The 21,147-nt window shown below is 47.2% G+C and carries 19 protein-coding genes and 1 riboswitch; of the genes, 1 reads left to right on the top strand and 18 read right to left on the bottom strand.

What is annotated here, in order from left to right; translation table 11 throughout:
* Positions 1 to 39: 39 nt before the first annotated feature.
* Positions 40 to 1,641, bottom strand: a complete 1,602-nt coding sequence (locus tag NSS94_RS06455) for a glycosyl hydrolase (protein ID WP_340884651.1) — start codon at positions 1,639 to 1,641, stop codon at positions 40 to 42.
* A gap of 13 nt (positions 1,642 to 1,654) precedes the next feature.
* Positions 1,655 to 1,735, bottom strand: a riboswitch (cyclic di-GMP riboswitch).
* A gap of 156 nt (positions 1,736 to 1,891) precedes the next feature.
* Positions 1,892 to 3,268 carry a sugar phosphate nucleotidyltransferase gene (locus NSS94_RS06450; protein WP_029516201.1) on the bottom strand — a complete coding sequence of 459 codons (1,377 nt, stop codon included), beginning with the start codon at positions 3,266 to 3,268 and terminating at the stop codon, positions 1,892 to 1,894.
* Between the two features lie 74 nt (positions 3,269 to 3,342).
* Here NSS94_RS06450 and NSS94_RS06445 point away from each other — a divergent pair, with 74 nt between their 5' ends.
* The gene (locus tag NSS94_RS06445; RefSeq protein WP_341038996.1) at positions 3,343 to 3,657 is read left to right on the top strand and encodes a hypothetical protein; all 315 of its coding nucleotides are present in this window, start codon (positions 3,343 to 3,345) and stop codon (positions 3,655 to 3,657) included.
* 184 nt (positions 3,658 to 3,841) lie between these two features.
* Here NSS94_RS06445 and NSS94_RS06440 read toward each other — a convergent pair whose 3' ends face one another.
* From NSS94_RS06440 to NSS94_RS06365, 16 genes are all read right to left on the bottom strand, one after another.
* Positions 3,842 to 5,170, bottom strand: coding sequence for a UDP-glucose dehydrogenase family protein (locus NSS94_RS06440; RefSeq protein ID WP_029516200.1), 1,329 nt, complete (start codon positions 5,168 to 5,170; stop codon positions 3,842 to 3,844).
* A 5-nt stretch (positions 5,171 to 5,175) separates the two neighbouring features.
* The gene (locus tag NSS94_RS06435) at positions 5,176 to 6,276 is read right to left on the bottom strand and encodes a glycosyltransferase (RefSeq protein WP_029516199.1); all 1,101 of its coding nucleotides are present in this window, start codon (positions 6,274 to 6,276) and stop codon (positions 5,176 to 5,178) included.
* 28 nt (positions 6,277 to 6,304) lie between these two features.
* A complete protein-coding gene (locus NSS94_RS06430; RefSeq protein WP_341038994.1) occupies positions 6,305 to 7,453 on the bottom strand; it encodes a glycosyltransferase family 4 protein in 1,149 nt (382 codons plus the stop codon).
* Positions 7,450 to 8,637 (bottom strand): glycosyltransferase family 4 protein, encoded by a 1,188-nt coding sequence (locus NSS94_RS06425; RefSeq protein ID WP_340954620.1) that lies wholly within the window; start codon positions 8,635 to 8,637, stop codon positions 7,450 to 7,452. The genes NSS94_RS06430 and NSS94_RS06425 overlap by 4 nt, the downstream gene beginning before the upstream one ends.
* Positions 8,624 to 9,463, bottom strand: coding sequence for a glycosyltransferase family 2 protein (locus NSS94_RS06420; RefSeq protein ID WP_039269533.1), 840 nt, complete (start codon positions 9,461 to 9,463; stop codon positions 8,624 to 8,626). Before NSS94_RS06420 ends, NSS94_RS06425 begins: the two co-directional genes overlap by 14 nt.
* A 22-nt stretch (positions 9,464 to 9,485) precedes the next feature.
* Complete coding sequence (locus NSS94_RS06415; protein ID WP_029516196.1) at positions 9,486 to 10,865, bottom strand: lipopolysaccharide biosynthesis protein; 1,380 nt, start codon at positions 10,863 to 10,865, stop codon at positions 9,486 to 9,488.
* 5 nt (positions 10,866 to 10,870) lie between these two features.
* Complete coding sequence (locus tag NSS94_RS06410; RefSeq protein ID WP_322251285.1) at positions 10,871 to 12,313, bottom strand: O-antigen ligase family protein; 1,443 nt, start codon at positions 12,311 to 12,313, stop codon at positions 10,871 to 10,873.
* A gap of 5 nt (positions 12,314 to 12,318) precedes the next feature.
* Positions 12,319 to 13,089, bottom strand: a complete 771-nt coding sequence (locus tag NSS94_RS06405; RefSeq protein ID WP_013309155.1) for a WecB/TagA/CpsF family glycosyltransferase — start codon at positions 13,087 to 13,089, stop codon at positions 12,319 to 12,321.
* Between the two features lie 4 nt (positions 13,090 to 13,093).
* Entirely contained in the window at positions 13,094 to 14,431 is a 1,338-nt protein-coding gene (locus tag NSS94_RS06400) for an O-antigen ligase family protein (RefSeq protein ID WP_341038990.1), read from the bottom strand.
* A gap of 10 nt (positions 14,432 to 14,441) precedes the next feature.
* Positions 14,442 to 15,377 (bottom strand): glycosyltransferase, encoded by a 936-nt coding sequence (locus tag NSS94_RS06395; RefSeq protein WP_039269526.1) that lies wholly within the window; start codon positions 15,375 to 15,377, stop codon positions 14,442 to 14,444.
* Entirely contained in the window at positions 15,377 to 16,075 is a 699-nt protein-coding gene (locus tag NSS94_RS06390; protein ID WP_013309152.1) for a sugar transferase, read from the bottom strand. The genes NSS94_RS06395 and NSS94_RS06390 overlap by 1 nt, the downstream gene beginning before the upstream one ends.
* A 16-nt stretch (positions 16,076 to 16,091) precedes the next feature.
* Entirely contained in the window at positions 16,092 to 16,985 is an 894-nt protein-coding gene (gene galU / locus NSS94_RS06385; protein WP_013309151.1) for a UTP--glucose-1-phosphate uridylyltransferase GalU, read from the bottom strand.
* Positions 16,986 to 17,024: 39 nt separating this feature from the next.
* A complete protein-coding gene (locus NSS94_RS06380; protein WP_340954615.1) occupies positions 17,025 to 17,663 on the bottom strand; it encodes a CpsD/CapB family tyrosine-protein kinase in 639 nt (212 codons plus the stop codon).
* Complete coding sequence (locus NSS94_RS06375; RefSeq protein WP_029516190.1) at positions 17,647 to 18,390, bottom strand: YveK family protein; 744 nt, start codon at positions 18,388 to 18,390, stop codon at positions 17,647 to 17,649. Before NSS94_RS06375 ends, NSS94_RS06380 begins: the two co-directional genes overlap by 17 nt.
* 281 nt (positions 18,391 to 18,671) lie before the next feature.
* Positions 18,672 to 19,310, bottom strand: a complete 639-nt coding sequence (locus NSS94_RS06370) for a response regulator (protein WP_165144639.1) — start codon at positions 19,308 to 19,310, stop codon at positions 18,672 to 18,674.
* 116 nt (positions 19,311 to 19,426) lie between these two features.
* Positions 19,427 to 21,064, bottom strand: coding sequence for a sensor histidine kinase (locus NSS94_RS06365; protein WP_029516188.1), 1,638 nt, complete (start codon positions 21,062 to 21,064; stop codon positions 19,427 to 19,429).
* Positions 21,065 to 21,147 lie beyond the last annotated feature (83 nt).

Genomic DNA, 21,147 nt, shown 5'->3' with positions numbered 1-21,147 from the left:
CCTCTCTCCTCAAATTTTTGGACCGGGAAAGAGTATTAATCAAGGAAGAAACAAAGCGTTTCCGGGAATCACCGCTTTCGCTTCATGCTGACTTTCCCACATTAGACGTGCCATCGCGTCGCCTTTTTCATCATAGTATTCTACTTTTAAATCTACCATTTTGCCTGCTTCCAAAGTCATACTGCCTTTACGCTCTGTCCAGCTTTGTTTGAACCAGCTGTCAATCACCAACTTGCCGTCTACCCATACACGGATACCATCATCGGATATCGTGGTGAACGTATAGGTCTCGCTATATTGCGGTTTGATTTTACCCGTCCAGCGAACCGAGAACTGATCGGCATTCACCTTAGGGTCAGCGGCATTGGCACGCCAGTTGTAGTCCAGCTTGCTATCTGTACGGATCAAAACAGGACTTCCATTCAAATTCATATTGTTAAAATATTCGCCACGCAACCCGTTCACATATACCACATCAGGAACAGAAGGAGGAGTCGGAGCTGGGGGAACGATCACTACTGGCGGAGCCGGGATAGGCTCACTTTGTCCCTCGTCCGGTAAGGTCGGTATATCTGTCCCAGGTGGTTGAATCGTTTCCAATCCATTCTTCACATCATCCCGCGTCAAACTCCTCGAATCATTCATATAATCCTGAATTTGATTTGTTGTGTTATTCTCAGTCAGCATCTTGCCCCAAGTCATGGAATATACCCATTTAGGTTGAGCCTGCAACACCTCAGAACTAGGCATCTCACCGTGCTCCCCAATGGCAATCGGCTTATTCCGTGCCAGCCCAAGCAGACCTTCGTAATGACTTTGCTTAAAATCATTGTTGTAAATATCTACTGCCAAGATGTCCACTCTGTCATCCCCCGGGTATTTCGGGGTGTACGGGACAGTATACGAATTGGGCGCATTCGGACTCCATACCCACAGCAGATTGTTCAATTGATGTGTGTTGGTAAAACGGTCGTACATGATATTCCATAGCTGATTGAAATTATTTTTGTTTCCCCACCAGAACCAGTCGCCATTCATCTCGTGGTAAGGTCTCCACAAAACCGGAACCCCTGCATCACGAAGCTGCTTTAACGATACAGCGGCCTTATCCAGATCGGCAATGAGGAGGTTATACTGCGTAGTACCTGGGGTCACGTATTTGTTGAACTCTGTCTGACTTACTTTCGCCTGTACATTGGCCCAAGTCAGTGGCCTACCTGGTAGCGCTTCATGAAAAGTCATCGTCACAATACCACCGGATCTGTCCCAACGGATAGCACTATCGACGACATTTTTACGTTGCGCTGCTTCTGTAGCGTCAGATTGACCAGAGATAGCTCCCATCTCATAGCCGTGTACACCTACATATGCCTGACTGATTTTTTGGACCTTGTTACTTAATTCATCCGGACTTTCCAAATAATCATGCTGACCGGTGACTATTTTTTTCCCTGAGATGTTGAGTAAATAATTGTATAGTTCACGGGCCTGAGTAGAAGCGTCCGAATTAACAGGTTGTAATGAAGCGGCATTCGCCACAGACAGAGAATCACCAAAACCGACGGGCAACAATGAAAAAAGCATAACAACGGGGAGTACATGACGTATCAGTCGATACAGAGGAATAAAATTGAATCTCACTTTCGCTCTTCCTTTCGGTAGCCAGGCTGCCATCCTTGTGGAAGGCCCTTTAGCTTTGCGTACCTGCCTTTCGACAGGGCTGCGTTTATCGTTGGAAGGAGTTTGGATTCCTTCTTACCCTAAGTATCGACTTTATTTTACCAAAATTTAATAGGTCATGTTCATGAATTTACAGGTTTTCGCCCAAATTCGACAGTTTGAGCCATGAATTTTCATGAATTTGTCTTTTTTTTCGTTTTTACGAAAATAATTATGAGATAAATTGGTGACGGGAAATTTCATTCCAATCCATACAAAAGCGGACAATATCCTCTTCAACCAATTCAGAGCCAGTCTGCACCTCAATAAAATCCACATCTGTCACAGCCAAAATGCTATGCTTCGTCCCTTCAGGAATGCGGACTACATCACCAGCCTTTACTTTGTGTAGCTTCTCATTCAAAATAATTTCCGCTTCACCGCTAATAATGGTCCAGATTTCACTCCGTTTGAAATGAAGCTGGTAGCTGATATTTTTGCCTTTTCGTACGCGGATTCGTTTGGTCAATACCTCGTTACCCTCGTCATATTTGACATAATCCACAACCCGATACTGCCCCCAACGACGTTCTTCATACATTGGACGCTGATCATGAGCCTTGAGCACTTCTTTAATACGAGGACTTTCTGCCTTATTGGTCACAAGAATGCCATCCGGGCTAGCCGCTACAATCAGATCATTCGTTCCAATGATCGCCACAGGAATGTCTAACTCGTTAATAAGACTCGTATTGACGCAATCCTCCGTTACTACACCTCTGCCCACTTGTTGATTAGACATTTCTTCTGTGAGCGTATTCCAAGTACCTAAATCCTTCCAAAAACCATCATACGGAAGAACTACAATGTCCTTTTCCTTCTCGACTACTTCATAGTCAAAACTGATTTTTTCCAGAGATGCGTATTGCTTTTGCATTTCTTCATAATTCAGCGGCAATCCCTTGGATGCCAAGATATCCAGCAAATAACTTAATTTGAACGCAAAAACCCCGCAGTTCCATAGAGCATTGCGTTCAATCAGACGCTCCGCCTGCTCCCGGTCGGGTTTCTCTTGAAAATGGCTCACTTCGCGGTAGCCAGTGCTACCTTGGGTGGCATCGTTTTTCGGAATAATGTAACCATATTTCTCTGAAGGATAGGAAGGGACAACCCCGATTAATGCAAGCTTGCCTTCACTCTCCTGAAGCGTATGTTCCAGTTGGGCTACGGAGGCGAAGAAAGCATCCTCAACATAAGGATCTACAGGCAATATAGCTACAATTTCATCAGGTGAAACACCTGCAATGGAATATAAATAAGTCGCTGTCAGCGCAATCGCAGGAAAGGTGTCTCTGCGTTCTGGCTCAACAATGATACGCGTATTCGGCCCAACCTGACTCTGGATCATTTCGACCTGTGCTCTCCCTGTCGCAATAAACGAGGATTCTGATAATCCGTTGTCTCCCAATTGTCTCCATACCCGCTGTACCATGGATTCCGAAGTCCCCTCCGGGCTCTCCAGTACCTTCAAAAATTGTTTGGAACGGGAATCGTTGGACAAAGGCCATAATCTTTTACCGGAACCACCAGACAAAAGTACGAGCTTCATAACTCTCCACTTCCTCTCTATAATGTATGGGTGATCGGATGGGGCAGGGTTGAGTAGTCCGCTACGGGCTGGATTTGATCTTACGATCGCTGTTGGACCGGGATTCATTCGATTGTATAAAATCGTATATAGGTTTGAATCCCGATCCAAAGGCGAACGCTATCGCTTCTCCAGATTCAAATCCATCCCTGCGCTACTCAAAAATGCATCATGCCGATCATACCGTTTATTGCAAAAGGCGTGACCGGACATTATTAAGTCCGGTCAGCCTGTTAGCGCTCACGCGCTCGGCCCAGCCGCGAGGTGCTTTGATCGGAAGGAGCGGCATCAACCGCGCCGCTCCTTCCGATACGCCCTTCCTACTCCCATCCCATAAGGTGGGAGTTTAAAACTGTGACTCCACGGCGGAAAGCAGCGGAGCGGGCAGAATTGTTCTGAAGAAGCGTCAGCGTTTGCCTTTACCCCCGGATTTTAACCTTTGAATGTTTTACACAATCAAGAAAATCCGGGGGTAACAGCAATCGGAAGAACAATCTGCACGCGCAGCGCCTCCCCCACCACCACAGTCACTTTTTAAACTTCCACTTTATCTCTGTTCCACCCACTCATCCGCGGACGCCCCACGGAATAGTATTCCAGCCCGGAGCCTTGAATCTGTTCCTCGGCGAATACGTTACGACCGTCAATTAGAACCGGTTTGCGCAGAAGGGAGGCCAGTTGTACGAGATCGACCTTTTTGAACTCTTCCCAATCGGTCAACAGGCACACAGCGTCGCTACCTTCGGCGGCTTGCTGTGGGGATGAGCACCACACAATATTCGGGTGATCCACGTGCTCCTTGAATTTATCCATCGCAATGGGATCATACAGTTTGACAATTGCGCCTGCCTGAATGAGTGTTTCTACGATTTCCAGTGCTGGAGCTTCGCGGATGTCGTCTGTATTTGGCTTGAAGGCGAGGCCCCAAATGCCAATCGACACACCGTTCAGTTGACCCAGCGATTCACGCAGCTTGGATACAATCATAAAGCGCTGGTCGGTATTCACCTCGACCACCGATTTCAACAACTTAAATTCATAGTCTACATTACCCGCAATTTGGATAAGCGCATTTGTGTCTTTTGGAAAGCAAGAGCCACCATACCCGATCCCTGCTTGTAGGAAAGAGGAGCCGATCCGTTTGTCCATACCCATGCCATCAGCCACACAGGTTACATCGGCGCCAACCTTTTCGCAAATATTAGCGATTTCGTTAATAAACGAAATTTTAGTTGCCAGGAACGCATTGGACGCGTATTTGATCATTTCAGCACTACGGATATCCGTCACATAGATTTTATCCGTGAACACCTGATGCAGAGTGACCATGGTTTCACGCAATCCAGTATTGTCCAAACCAATAATGATGCGATCCGGATGAAGCGTATCATTGATGGCTGAGCCTTCTCTCAGAAACTCCGGCGCAGATACGATATCGAAAGACAAACTCGTGTGACGAGCCAATACGTCCTTAATCTTTTCGTTCGTTCCGACAGGTACAGTACTCTTGGTCATAATAATCTTATACCCGTTCATGGCTTTCCCAACATCAGCAGCCGCCTGTTCAATGTAGGACAAGTTCGCCTCGCCGTTAGCCAGAGAAGGCGTACCTACCGCCAAAATGACGATATCCGAGCGGCGTACCGCATCAGCCAAATCCGAAGTAAACTCCAATCGACCTGCTTCCAGATTCAGCGCGATCAATTCCTCAATACCCGGTTCATAAATCGGAGATTCTGCCCGGTTCAACATGTCGATTTTGTACTGCTCCAGATCGACACAAATCACCTCATTACCTTTTTGCGCAAAACATACACCCGAGACGAGCCCAACGTATCCAGTACCAATTACAGCCAGCTTCATTCCGTTCATCCTCCTTTTAGAAAGTTCACATAGGCTTGTTCTACATACTTTTTCAGTTGATCCTTGAAGTTATCTTCATCAAATTTGCGGGCATGGGTAATGATATCGTCCACATTCCATGCATGCTGCTCGACCTTTGCGACGGCCTCTAGCACATCCTCTACTTGATGCTTGCGGAAAAATACGCCGTTTACATGAGGAACAATCGTATCCAGCGCTCCCCCACCCTGAAAAGCGATGACAGGCCGTCCGGCCGCATTCGCCTCCAAAGGCGTAATACCGAAGTCCTCTTCGCCCGGAAAAACGAGCGCTCGGCATTCTGCCATCAGCTTGTTAACCTCTTCGTCCTCAAGCCTGCCGAGGAACTCAATGTTCGGGGCAGCCATACCTTCGAGTCGTTTACGATCTGGTCCTTCACCCACAATGCGCAGCTTGAGACCGTTACGTTTGAATGCTTCGATCGCGAGATCGATGCGCTTGTAGGACACCAATCGGGATACGATCAGGTAATAGTCACCGATGTTTGTAGCGCGTTTAAAACGGGATGTATTAATAGGTGGGAAAATGACATCCGAATCCCTTTGGTAATAGTGCAAAATTCTTCTTTTAACAACCGAAGAGTTGGCGACAAACTGGTCTACGTTGCGCGAAGTTTTGGCATCCCATGTTTTCAACCGGTTCATGTACAGCTTTAGCATGTTTTTGAGCAGGTTGGATTTGGACTGCCGGGCCATATATGTATCGTAATCCCAGGCAAACCGCATCGGTGTGTGACAATAACAAATGTGAAACGTATGTTTGGGTACCTGGATGCTTTTCATAAATGCACTGCTGGAGCTTAAAACAATATCGAAATCCCTAAAATCAAAATCACGGATAGCGATGGGATATAGCGGCAGCACTCCTTTGAAGTTGGCCTTCACTCCTGGGACCTTTTGTAGCCAAGTGGCTCTAATATCCGCATCTTTCAAGTTACGCGACAGGCGGTCGTCGCTGAACACCGTTGTGAAGATAGGAGCTTCCGGATACATATCGTGGAATACCTCTACTACCCTTTCCGCTCCGCCCATTTGGATTAAGTAATCGTGTGCTATCGCTATTTTCATCTGAATCATCCTTTAACGCGAATGTCGGTCAGACTCCTGCCAACAAACCCTTATAGTAATGAACTATATCCTTAACTGTGTTCTCGATGACAAAATGCTTCTTGACCCGTTCCATCCCTCTCTCACCCATCTGCTGACGTTCCTGTGGATGCTCCAACATCCAGCGGATGGCTTCTTCCAGCTTAGCCGGGTCACCCGGTTCAATAAGTAGCCCGGTTTCATGGGGTACCACCGTTTCCTTGGGTCCACCCTCATTGGAAGCAATCACTGGGAGACCAGCAGCCATGCCTTCAATAATGACCTGGCCGAATGGTTCTGGTGTGATAGAGGTATGAATCAGCAAATCACAACGCTGCATCAGGCCTTGAATGTCATCGACGTGCCCCAGCAGATTGACATTAGCCAACCCGTATTCGCGCATCGTAGACTCTAATCGTTGCTTGTATTCCTCTTCTCCGAACAATGCATCTCCAGCCAGCCAGAATTTCACGCGCTGATCCGGTAAAAAGGAACGTGCCGCCTCCAGTAAAATATGTTGTCCCTTCCATTCCGCCAATCTGCCGACCAATACGACGTTAAACGAGTCATCACCACGTGAATGCGCAGCCGTGTCACGTGCTGTAATTGCTTTGGCAAAAGCGGAATAAACGACGAGCGTCTTTTTGTCCGGGGGTAACTCCAATGCACTCAGCGTGGACTTGGAATTGGCAATCACTCCGTTGGGCAAAAAGCGGGACATCAGCCGAATCCCTTTGGCTACAATCGGCTTCAGATACGGCGGACCGATGTGGTCACGGATATGCCAGATCAAGGGCAGCTTCGCCGATTTGGCAGCTACTGTACCATACAGTGCAGACTTGAGCGAGTTCGTGTGAACGCACACGACCTTTTCCTCACGCAGCAAGGGCGCAAGTTTTCTACCGTATGCCAGCAAACGAAAAGCTGCTGCAGGCGCACCTAGATTCACGGCGTTCCGTCCCCGATTGCGAATCGAATCGTCCAATGGAATGATGCGCACATCAATATCACGCTGCCGAAGCCGATCTGCCAAATCACCCTCCTCTGCCAAAATAACGAGCGGGTCGATATGTTCCCCGATATTCGTCAGTATGTTATACAAAGCGACTTCGCCGCCGCTCCATCTTGCCGTATGGTCAATATAAGCTACTCTCATCATTTCGCCGCCGCCTTTCTGTCAAGGACCTGTCGGAACACCTCTTCCACCTGCTCCGCTACATGTCCCCATGTATATCTGCTCAGGACATGGTCCCGGCATTCCCTTGCATTCGGTAGAAGTTCACGATGATCCAGCACACGCAGCAATCCTTCAGCAATGGCTTCACTGTCCGTTCCCTGGAACAATAGCTCGGGACGGAATCCTCTTAAAATTTCCTTGCTACCGCCCACAGGAGTGGCCAGCACTGGCAGTCCCGAAGCCATTGCCTCCACCGTGATCAGACCGAAACCTTCCAGCGCCTGTGTAGGTACGACGAACAAATTCGATGCTTGATGGTACAGTGGAAGCTCCTCATCCGACACATAACCGAGCAACCTTACATGGTTATGAAGATTGTATTCCGCTACCTTGGAAGCCAATTCCTCCATCAAGGGGCCCTTCCCTCCAATCAGCAGCAGATGATCAGGATGACGCTCGGTTACTCGTCGCCATGCTTCGAGTAGCTGTAGCAGTCCCATTCGATTAACAAGACGACGAACGGTTAGCACAATCGTCGCGTTTTGCGGCAAATTCAGGCGCTCTCGTACTGCTCCCCGATCCTCTGCCGGGTGGAACCTTTCTACATTCGCCGCTCCGGGAATAATGTGAATTTTGCTGAGTGGAACCTTATAGTGCTCATGCAAAATATCCCGAAAAGTCTCGCTTAGCACTATAAATTTATCCGACAGACCGTAGGCCTTCATTTCAATGGATTTAGCCAACGTCGTTTTTAGAAAATGCTTGATACCCTGTCCTTCAATCTTCATTTCCTCCGTCCACGGTCCGTGAAAGGTGGTAACTACCGGGATTCCTCTTTTTTTCGCCTCCAGCGCTGGCCCGACACTATAGGGAGCAAAATGGGAATACAATATATCCACCGGTTGCTTGTCGAACAACTCTGCTGCATATTTTTGCATTAGCTCCCGGCGCTTCCAGATGGATTGCTGCTTGCTGCCAATCGTATGAATCCGAATACGGTCGGGCGCTTGCGGCTGCTCGTCACTACAGATTAGAGCATCCAACGTATTGCGCTCTAACGTAAGCTGCTCACAGATCGATTGGAAATATGTGTTGAGGCCTCCTGGCTGCAAAGACGGCCAGCTCAACCCCGTTGCCGCAATACGAAATCCGTTATTGTACGACATAGCTGGTTTCTCCTTTCTGCTCGGTATGTCCGTCATCCACGATTTCTATCTTTTTTCGCCGCTTGGTTAGCTCATAATGCTTGAAGCAGACGAGAAACTCATACATCACCCAGAAAACGGCTACGGCAAAACCCGCCAATCCCTTGCGGTATAAGCCTTGGACAAAATACTTCTGCACAAAGCGGGCAGGGGGCCGCCACAACAGTCTGGTCATCCGAAAGGATCTTCCTTTGTTAAATGCCGTCTCTGCTTCCAGATCTGTATATTTATTAAAACGGGTCATATGATCACTGATGCTGCGGAAGCCGTAGTGCCATAACACACCCTCCAGATTGACAATCTGGGAAGAGGCTACATCCGGCATTTCATGAACAAGACTATTCGTAATGCCATAAATACGACGATTGTACAAACGAACCAGATATTCGCCTTTATTCATCCATTTGCCGAGAAAATCGCCAATCCGAAATACGGAATATGCTTTGGCCGGATCGTGGAGCGTTTCTTTTACTTTCAACAAATCTCCAAGCAACTCTGCATCCACTACTTCGTCCGTATCAATCAGGAATATCCAATCAAATTCCGCTTTTTCAACACCAAACATGCGCTGCTTGGCATAACCGGGCCACGGGTTAGAAAACACCCGACAGCCCAAGGATTCAGCTACCTGAATCGTATTGTCCTTGCTCCCTCCGTCAATGACGACGATATCGTCCGCAAAGGGCTTGCAGGATTTAATGGCGGCTGTGATTCGAGTGCCATCATCCTGAGCGATAATAACTACGGATATCCGGTTGTCCGCGGGAACGCTAGACATGTGGTTCATTAGCGGGTGCCTCCTTCTTTATCTAACCGTTAACTGGCTTTTTCCGGATGTAGTGTGACATCGTTGATCGGAGCCATTGAAAATCTTGTTTGGAAATAAGCAGTCTTGGAATCTTCATTTTTAGAACGAATTTAACATTACATAAAATGAAAATGAACCGTAGAATCCCCGAAGACAGCATTGCTATCCCTGCACCCGTCAATCCATATCTCGGCACGAGTATGGACAGCAATGGAATGACGAGCGCCAATCCGACACCCTGTAGAATGGTAACCAGTTTGGGCTTACCCAACGCCATAAATTGTTGTGCCAGCACCATGGTCCCTCCACTGATAGCAACCTCAAGCACAAGGAACCGGAATACCGTAAGCGCTTGTTTAAACTCTTGACCATATAACAATGTAAATACGAACGGAGCAATCAGCATCAGCATCATCGCAGCCAGAAAGGTTGCTGTTGATGTCACTCGAAATGCCCGAAATGTTATGTCCACCGCCTCTTCCTTATTCAGACCAGAGGCTTTGGGAAACAGCACGACAATGATCGAGGTAGAAAATACATTCACCATCCTGGCCAAGCTGACCGCTACTGCATATAAACCGAGATCAGCGGGTCTGAGCAGACCCGCAATCAAAATCTGATCAATATAAGTGGAAACCTGCCCCATGAGATCATTTCCGTATGAACCCATACCGTAGGTAAAGAGATTTTTAAATTGCGTCCAGCTGTTCTTCACCTTGGGTTTGTACAGCCGAATCATCCGTATCGTGACACCGATATAAATCGGCAAGCCTGGTAGTAAATAAGCCAATGCCGAGGTGTACGGATTCATATTTCCGGTTAGGATCAGAATCGCCAGACCCAGCAACGTACTTAGCGGTACCAGATACCGGAATAAATTGTACTGCTTATATTCCGAGCGAACTTGAAGCAATGCATTATTGATCTGTGAAATCGCTATGAGCGGACACATCATCATGGAACACTGCGCGAAAAGGATGACCGATGAAGAAAAAGAGCGCAGCCAATAAGGAATTAGAAATACTCCGACGAGTGTCGCCAAGCCCCCGAACATGGTAGCCAACAACAAGGCCAAACCATACAGCTTGCCCGTTTCCTCCGGTTTCCTTTTCGCATTGTAAATCAATGCAGAAGGGACACCGAAGCTCATGCAGAAGGCGAGAAATTGAGACCAGTTCACCATCGCTGTCTGTTCCCCGCGTCCAGTAGGACCCAGGAATCGTGCCGTTAGCACACCAGTCAGCATGTTCACGACGAGAATCAGCATACTGAATATCATCGTTTTTACTGCTGCAGAGCTGTTATCCTTGCTTTTGGCAAACCGAATCACTGTGGACCATAGTGTCCGGACAGGTGCGGATAATGCTTGTAAGTTTTGCACAGCCTTTACCTTCTTTCCGCGATGACATCTTTTGCCCATAGTCCTATTCCGATCATCATCCAGATCAGATAGCCGCGCATACCCGGGAAACCATTATCCGATATGAGACTGGCTACAGCTCCGGCCCACGTAGCCAACGCCAGTCTGATATAAGGCTGACTGGAATCTCGTTCGGCAATACGGACGAGAAGGCGCTTGATGATAACGAACAGACCACCGAAGAAAAAGAATGCTCCGAAAATACCGAAGGTGAGGAAAATGGCAATATACCCATTATCCATAATCCCAAGTTCACCGAGATCGCCGCCGTTATCAAGCTTGGTTCCGATTCCTACACTCCCGATCCCCTGCCCGACTGGATTGCTAGTAATTGCCGGAAGCATCGTATGCAGTAAATCCAAACGCTCGTTGTACGAATGATCCTGTTGAATATCCGTCAGCGTCTGCATACGAGCCACCAAACCCTCTGCCCCTGGAAGTTTTGGAACAATAATGTAGAGAAGAAGACCGACGACAGCTAGTTGAACCAAGGTCTTCCACTTCCCCTTGGAAGATGAACTGAGAATATAAGCCAACAACATGACGAATGCAATTAGCCAGGCTGAACGTACCAGCGTGATTAAGAGACAAACGACCGTCAGCAGAATTCCGATCCATCCCAAAGTGCCACGCCACCGTTTTTCCATTAGCATGGGTACAAGTGCCATCGCCAGGAAAATAGCGCACGGACCGGGCGAGTTCATGGAAGAAAACACTCTGATTTGAAGCGGTTCTGGAACACCAATGGAATTCATTTCTACATGATTCATCCAAAATGCATCCCAAGGAGGAACTGTCAAATACTGAATAATGCCGTAAATCGCCACAAGAACAGCAATGTTGGCATATGAATACAGCAGTCGGTCCAGTTCCTTCGCTTTCATGGGCTTAATCGCAAAATATGGCAATAGGATCAAAGGAACCACATAATTGGCTAAATCATAAGCAAAAACAATACCATTTTTGAATAACCCGACGACACTTCCGTAGGCCAATTCTATGCCGAAAAATACAGCAATTCGGGTTAATGGCTTTTCCGCCAGATGAATACCCCGCAGCACAGGAATAATCAACATACTGCTTACCAGCAGCGGTGCCACGCTCAACAAGGAAACCGAGTGGTACGTTCCCTCCAACCAATCCGCAATACGGCGGATTTCCGGGCCTACTGCCCACACTGCCAGCGTGTAAGGAATCAGTAGCCGGGATTGCAAGATCGCCAGCAGGAAGGCCGGAAAAACGAGCGCCAGCAATATGGCTCCCTGCTGGCTCATGGTGGGATTCATCTTGGCGCTGGCAAATCCGATGGCGAGTGGCAGCATACAAGCCAGCAACCCCATGCCGATCATGCCGATTCCACGCCGATTTCCTAGCCAAACGGAAATCTGCTGATCTGCCAACCGACTCATGTTTCTCACCCCTGACCTCCCTTCATCCGCTTCCGCTTGAACATCTCCTTAAACAGCAGAACGAGAAATTGGGAATCCTCAATCAAATATCTTTTCCACAATCGTTTAGGCTCCTGAGACAATCTCCAGAACCATTCAAATCCCGTCTTCTGCATCAGCTCCGGTGCTCTTTTCACATTTCCCGACAGGAAATCAAAGGTCGCTCCCACCCCAATCGAAATCGGAGCGCGGTAAGTCTCATAATATCTGTAAATCCATTTTTCCTGTTTAGGTGCGCCTACACCAACAAAAACGATGTCCGGGCGAGCCTCTTGCAGCAATTGGACAATGTGTCTGTTCTCCTCTTCGTTTTTCTCAAATCCATAAGAAGGAGAGTAACAGCCCACCACGTTCATGTTCGGATAAGATTCCTGGAGATTGAGCATAGCCTTCTCAGGAATACCGTCAGCTGCACCCAGAAAAAATAAACGATAGCCTCGATCCTCAAAAGCCTCCCCCAACCGAGTGAACAAATCTGACCCGGACACTTTTTGTTTGAGGGGCTTTTTCAGCAACTTGGACGCCCATATGATAGGCATCCCATCGGCCACTACAGCTCCGGCATCTGAATACACCTTGCGGAATTCATCATCCTTGCGAAGCTTGATCACATGATCGACATTACAGGTCAAAATGTAGGAATGACGCTGATGTTCAATAGAAGTATCTATAAATTCGAGTAGATCATTAAAATCGTAATTATCAAAGTTGACATCGAACATGTTCACTCTGCTCATCGTATCACTTCTCTTTGCGAAAATCGGTTTGAGTAGATGTCTGGTATAACGCGTTTAAATACCAGCAAAATGGAATAATCATCTGAACCGTCGACAACGTATTATCTGAAAACGAGTAGATCAGAAAGCCTGCAATTAAGCTTGCAAAATAAGGTTTGATAGACTTGGCAAGCGACCGGTAAATGAGAGCGAACACGATCAGCAATGAAAGCATTAATAGCCCGCAACCGATATATCCCGTGTCAAAATAAAAGCGAATATACTCATTATGCGGTACAACGAAACCATTGAATAACGTCCCGTCGTTCGCAACCGTTACCGCGCCAAGACCTCTACCTGACCAAGGGTAATCATGTACTCTGTTCAAAAAATATTCCCATGCCTCCGAGCGTCCCGACAGGTCAATGCCTGTATCGGTCTCCCGTTCGAAGGAGCGTTTTTTTAAATTGTTCCATTGCAGGGCCACCGCCCCCAGAGCAACCAAAAACGATCCGGCCAGCGGTAGCAAATAATTGACTTTCCCCTTGAGGTACTGACAGGCAATATCAAACAGATACACAGCAAACATTAATAACAATGCCAGAATCGGTCCACGTGTACCGGTGGCGATCAGAATCAAAAAGTTCAGTGCCAACACTGTGTAATAAAAAGCGGCTTGCTTGGGTTTGCGCTTGACCTCAATTAGAGAGACGGCAATTCCGAGAAAGGAGAGCATTGCCAGATGCGGCGGTATATTCGCTCCTTGTACTCTGACTGCGCCCGTAAATTCCACATCCGTAAACGAATGCAGCCCTAGAACCTGCAAACCCAGCCCAATGACCACACTAATAATTGGCAACAGACTGATCAGTCGGATATGCTTTTCTGCCACATCCTTTTTCCACTGGATCAGTAAAAAAAAGAAAGGGAGTGATAAACCGACGAACGCCTTGACGGCAATCGAGGTCGTTAACAAAGGCATCCATGCTGAAAATCCAAATGTGATCCCCAGCATGATCACCAATGCCCAGACCGGATAGCTGAACTTGAGACGTATGCCATACACGAGCATGCACGGCACCAGCAGAGCCAAAATGCCCAATTTGTACAATGACAAAATCTCAATACCGAACACGCCGCCCTGATACAGAGAATCGACTGAGACTGCTGTACTTAGCAAAACAGCATAGCTGATGCGCTCCGGATGATGGATAGAAACAGCCAGCAAGAGCAGTAAACATACCGCCGCAATACTGACCACCGGCTGATAGGTAGCCGCAATTCCTACAGCAAGAGCGCCCAGTAGAAAAATAAAAACATGCTGTATGGTGTTTATTCTAGTAGTCCAAGGATAGTTACTCATGTTCCATCTTTCACCCCGCAGCTGACTCGCTTTTCCGGTTGCGCAGTGTATCCAGCGTCCCACGGATACTTTCAAGCCTGCACCGGTTCAACAGCTTCCTGCCCTCACTACGTGCCAGCAGGGAATCCGCCGTGATGTATAACACTTTGGCTGCCGTCTTCGCCATCAGCATCGCGTTGCCGCGCAGACCTACGGCCTGAGCAGCGTTAGACATGCCCTGACAATAGTAGCGGTTCATGATCCATTCTTTCGTTAACCGTGAAGCCGGCACAAAATGTTCCACAGACATGTGTGGATGATACATAATCGTTCCACCATTTTTACGGATTTGCTCGAATACCCACGATTCTTCACCAGATAGAAGGATATCTCCCTTTCTGCCTAGATGAAGCGGGAACATAACGGCGGCAAAAGCCGTTTTGCGCATCGCCATATTCGCTCCGAATGGATTCAGTCCCGACGGGTACTCACGAACGGCTTTGCCCAAATCAATAATCGTGTAAGGCAGTTCAAGCGGGCCTGTCAGCCAACCCGGTCGTTCCGTCTCAAACATAGGGTCAATTTTCCCACCCATAGCCGTCAGCTCAGGATTGTTCCCGAATGCCGACATAATCGTTTGCAACCATGTAACACACGGAATTGCATCATCATCGAGAAAAGCAATGACTTCCGCTCTTGATAACGTAATACCTGCATTACGAGCTGCAGACAGTCCTTGCTCTCGCTCATAATGATATCGGAGATGGATATTCTGACCATGTGCGACAGTGAACCTTTTGATCGTCGCCGCTGTATGATCGGTGGACCGATTATCGACCACAATGATCTCAGCCAGTGCGAGGTCTTCCAGCTCCAGCAGGGACATTAACGTTTTTTCCAGCAGATCCGCCCGGTTATAGGTGCAAATAACGACGGATACTGCGGGACATCGCTTGAATGCATCCATCAATAAGCATCCTTGGAGAACAGCATTTTAACGCCTGTTTTCATGATGATTTTCAAATCGAGCCACGTATTGCGTACATGAATATACTTCAAATCCATTTGCACCATTTCTTCGAAGCCTACACTGTTACGTGCGCTCACCTGCCAGTAACCCGTACATCCCGGTGTTACAATCAGGCGTTGCTTATCATAATCGGAATATTGCTCGACCTCGCTGGGCAACGGCGGACGCGGACCGACTAAAGTCATGTCGCCGACCAACACGTTCCACAGCTGCGGAATCTCATCAATACTCGTCTTGCGCAGAAAACTACCAATTTTCGTGATCCGAGGATCGTTTTTAATTTTGAACATGGCGCCGCTCACTTCATTCAGCTCCATCAAGTCCTTTTTCAATTCCTCAGCATTGGACACCATTGAACGGAATTTATACATATCGAATAACTTCTCATTCTTGCCCACCCGAGTTTGCTTGAAAAACACGCTTCCCTTTGGGTCTTCGAGCTTAATCAATACGCCTACCACTACAAAAAGCGGAAGCAAGACGATCAAGCCCACGAACGACAGCAGCATATCAAGGAGGCGTTTTGTGACCAGGTAGGACGTTTTATCCTGAATTTGTGTATTTCCGTATGGCATGTAAAACGCTTTACCTGACATGACAGCCTCGCCGTCCTCCGGTAAATTTTCCATGCTCATGCTGACGTACCCCCTCTCAACCTGCCGTGGTTGCTTTCTCGGTCTTTTTCAACCATTCATTCATAGCCTCCATAACCGGATACTTCAAATCATCGCTGGCAAGTGCAAATTCAAGTGTGGTTAAAATATATCCAAGACGCTCACCTACGTCATAGCGTGTGCCTTCAAAATCATAGGCGTACACACGCTCACTCTGATTCAGCTTTTGGATCGCATCCGTCAACTGAATTTCGCCGCCAGCTCCTTTTTCCTGAAGATCAAGATATTTGAAAATTTTCGGTGAGAACACGTAGCGACCCATAATAGCCAAATCGGATGGCGCTGTGCCTGGAGCTGGTTTTTCTATAAAATTATTCACTCGGTACAAGCGTCCGTCCTGCTGATCCGGTTCAATGATGCCGTACCGGTTCGTAAATTCCTGCGGTACCCGCTGCACACCGATAACCGAATTTTGTGTTTCCTCATACTGATCCATCAGCTGGCGCAGGCAAGGCTTCTGACCTGTTACGATATCATCGCCCAGCAGCACACCAAACGGCTCGTCCCCGATAAAGCGTCTTGCGCACCATACCGCATGTCCAAGACCTTTGGGTTCTTTTTGGCGAATGTAGTGAATTTCCACTCCCGAAGAACGCTGTACTTCCTCCAGAAGCTTCAGTTTTCCGTCCTCGAGCAGTTTTGACTCCAGCTCAAATGCGTTGTCAAAGTGATCCTCAATGGCACGTTTACCTTTACCCGTAACGATAATAATGTCCTCAATACCAGAAGCAATTGCTTCTTCCACGATATATTGAATCGTAGGCTTGTTGATAATTGGAAGCATTTCCTTAGGCATCGCTTTGGTGGCAGGGAGGAAGCGCGTACCTAACCCTGCTGCTGGAATAATGGCCTTTTTCACTCTTTTCGTCATCGCACTCATTCTCCTTGCTTCATCGAATTTTGGTGTTGCTTACTTCACCTGATTCATCACAATTCCAACCAGCGTCGCACTGGCCTGCTCCATGAGTTGCTTTGTTTTGCGCAGATCTTCCCGTTTGGTACGACCATGTTTAGCAACGAGAATCACACCATCTGTCAAACCTGCAATCAGGCGAGCATCCGTATAATTCAGCGCCGGAGCTGAATCGAGTAAGATGATGTCATATTCACGTTTGAGCTCTTCCAGCAGCTCAGCCATACGTTCGCTACCGAGCAGATCCGCTGCGTTGTACAGGGTGTCTCCACCGGGAACAACCGATAGCTCCAGGCCACCATGCCTAACGATAGACTTGGAAGAAGCCCCACCGCGCAAATAAGCCGATAGACCTCCGGTACTCTCCATTCCGAATATCTCGTGCAGCGCTGGTTTATGCAGATTGCAATCCACCAGAGCCACCTTCTTGCCTTCTTGTGCAAAAGAAACTCCGATGTTGGCGAGCAGTGTTGTTTTACCCGCTCCGCTTTCCGGCGAGGTCAACAATAGAACCGTCCCACGGTCCTTTTGTCCAATCACCTGCTGCCGAATGTATGTACGGAGGGATCGAAATGATTCCGAGATATACGATGATGGATTACTTTCTGTAATCAACATGTCATTCAATCGCAGCATATTTACGCTCCCCTACCCGTTCTTTGGAATTTCCAGCTGCTCCATCGATGTCCTTCTTGCGAATGACTGGAATCGATGCAATTACCGGAATACCGATGTCTGCGTCTGCCTCTTTTTCCGAGCGCAGCGTGCCGTTAATGCTTTCCAGGAACACAATCGTGCCCAATGCAATCATCAGCGATACGAGAAAACTAATCGCAATATTCATGAGCGGGTTCCCATTAATCGGGTCAGGATTGGCCTGAGGATCCGCTTCATTTAAAATTTTCACATTATTCAATTCCATCAATCCCGGAACCGTCTGTACGAATTTCTGGGTAACCGCGTTTACAACCGCTGCGGCCTGTGGATAGCTCCCTGCCTCAAACGTCAAACCGATAACCTGACTTTTATCCGAGGATTTAATCTGCAGCTTTTCTGCCAACTTCTGCTGTGTCAAACCGAACTCGGGATGAGTCGCTACAACAGCGTCCATAATTTTAGGTGAAGTGAGAATTTGCTTGTAGCTTTCCACCAAATTAAGACTTGTGTTGACGTCGTTCAGATTGTTGCTCCCCTGCTTGGCGGAAATATGATTAACCAGCAGTTGGCTTGAAGCGGAGTAGACTGGCTTCACGACATTGTCGCTCACAAAGTATGTTGTTACACATGAGAGAATGACAAAAATCGCAATCAGCCACAATCTTCTTTTAATCAGGACTAGATAATCCAAAATGGTTTTCTCCACAAAAATCCTCCCTCCTATACAATTTCTCTTCATATTTAAGTATGACTTTATTGTAACAATTGGCTCTGTGAACGACATGGAACCGAATGGCACTTTCTCCCTCACTACAGGGGGAGGGAAATGTATACTTTCGGATACGGCATGGTATACTTTTGTACCATACATTGTTGATTATGGAAAAAGAAATCGAAAAAAGCCTCAAAATCACAAAAATTGGTGATTTTAAGGCTTTTCATTCCACTCGCATATGAAAGTGCAATGCAACTTATAGAGTCAGCGCATCATACAATGTTTGTTGGCTCGTACTTCGCCAGACCAATGGCATTGGCATACAACGCTGCCTGCGTGCGATCCGCCAGCCGCAGCTTGGCCAGGATCTGACTGACATGCTTTTTGACTGTAAACTCACTGATAAATAATCGGGATGCAATTTCACGATTGCAAGCTCCTTGTCCCAACTCGACCAGCACTTCCTTTTCCTTTGGCGTCAGGTCGTCCGTCAGATTGCCCGCATCTTCACGCAGCTTGTTTTCGAGAATAGCCGGATCATAATATTTGCGTCCTTTGTTGACAAGATGAATCGCGTAAATTAGTTCCTCAGGCAACGCTTCCTTAAGCACATAACCGTCCACGGAAGCTTCCTCTGCTTTCAGAAAATCTTCACGTGTTGCGGAAGAGGTCAGCAAAATAAATTTACTTCTGAAACCACGTCCGCGCGCTATCTTGATAATATCCAGCCCTGATTCATCAGCTAGTTTCAAATCCAGCAGCACCAGATCCGGATCCGTTTCCTCAATCACCACAAGTGCTTCCTGTTGATTCTGGGCCTCTCCCGCAAACTGAACATTGGGCTGCATGGATATAACCGCAGCAAGTCCTTTCCGTACTAAAGGATGATCATCGACAATGACAATTTTCATGATTCGGCCTCCTGTCTACAGTTCAGGATTTGCATAATCCCTATGTATCCGATTGTTACCGCAGATTTTGTATTGCAGAATGTTCACACATTTTATTCGAGAATTTTGCAAAATCCTCATTCATAAGCATTTACCGGAATGGACAATCGGATCTGTGTTCCTTCTCCGATTCGACTTGAAATATCAAATTCGCCTCCCATCGATTGAGCTAAATATTCCATATTCATCATGCCCAGGCCCCCGCCTGCACTGACCGCCTCACCTCCTGCTACCATTCTCGCCGTCTCAAACCCTACTCCGTCGTCATGAATAGACAGTCTAATCACTTGGGGCGTCAATTTTAACTTCACATCAATTCGCTTGGCCAATCCATGACGGATTGCGTTCCCCGCCGCTTCGGAAATGATGCGGAACAAAGCCTTTTGGTACAAATACGGAAGTGAATAATGATCACCATGAATGTCAAAATCAATTTGTACATGATTCAGCTTGGATAGTGTATGCAGATGACTTTTCACCGTCCCTAACCAAGTTGAGCCTCCGCTTTTTTTCGAGCTTAGACTATGAATCGCTCCTTTCAGCTCTCTAACCGCTTGGTTGGCAGATTGCTGAATTAGATCAATTTGCTCCTCCACCTGCTCCTTTGGCTGATGACACCAGGTTTGCCGGAGAGAATGCGTTGCGTACACAATACCAAAAAGGCTCTGAGAAACATTGTCATGCATTTCATTTGCAATCCGGTTCTGCTCATTCGTCACAATCAATTGATTCTCAATACGCTCCAGCTCATAGCGCTCCAAAAACACAGCACTCAGCTCAGCCAAGAATATCAGTTGTTGCACGAGCCAGCGTCTTCCTGTCAGACTTTGATCCGGTCCCAGCTTGAGGCCAATCGTCGCTACAAAGCGGGTCGTCATCGGTACGGTGATCATGAGAAAGTCGCCCCATTCTGGCAGATGTCTGAAAAATGGTTCGCGTTCTTCCCTGAACTCCTCCCGGTAATTCTCCAGTTCCTCGAATAGCTGCTCTTCCTCCTCCACCGTCCAGCCTGTCTGGCTGCTTGCCGGTGCATCCTCCTCCTGACTATCCAGCCAGAAAAATGCACGGCTCTGCTTGGTAAGCTTGACAGTGTAATCCGAGATGACCTGACCCAGATTTAATGCCTCATTATGGCTGGTCGTCTCCATGATGTGGTAAATTGACTTGATATGATCCATCGTCTCATTGGCTTGTTCTTTAGCCACCTTCAGTTCGTCCTTCATGACGCCGATAACCTGCATTGCCATCGTGGTTACGATCAATACCAGAAACAAATTAATGTTCTGCAATATAAGATCCCACAAAAAATATTGACCTGGTGTAAAAAAGATATAACAAAATGTAAGCACCAAACCGATATAAGAAAGTAGGAGCGTCCAGCTGTACCTCATAGATAGATGAGCACAAGCTACCAGCATGGGAGTAATCACATACCATTTGAACGGGCTATTTATCCCTCCGGTCGGGAATAACAACAAAATGATCCCTGCTGTTTCTAGTGCAATGCTACATTTCAATACCATATCATGAAGTCTGTATTTACGGTAAATCCAAGTAAATGCTGTAACGGATAAAAATAGAAAACCAATCAGTAACAGCTTCTGCCACACGATTAATCTAGATGATTCGAACAGAAAAACAAGTGACGTTAAAGATAGTGATACATAACGGTATAGAAAAATCATTTTGTCTTCTGCTGACTTCCTCAACTTCATCCTGTCACCCTATTCTGTGTTTTGAAGGGACGATGGGCATATTAGGTTTGTGTACTCTAAAAAATCATAACCAATCCAAAAAT

The organism is Paenibacillus sp. FSL L8-0644 (assembly GCF_038008165.1).
Taxonomy (GTDB): Bacteria; Bacillota; Bacilli; order Paenibacillales; family Paenibacillaceae; genus Paenibacillus; species Paenibacillus polymyxa_D.
This window is presented reverse-complemented; position numbering and strand designations above follow the sequence as displayed.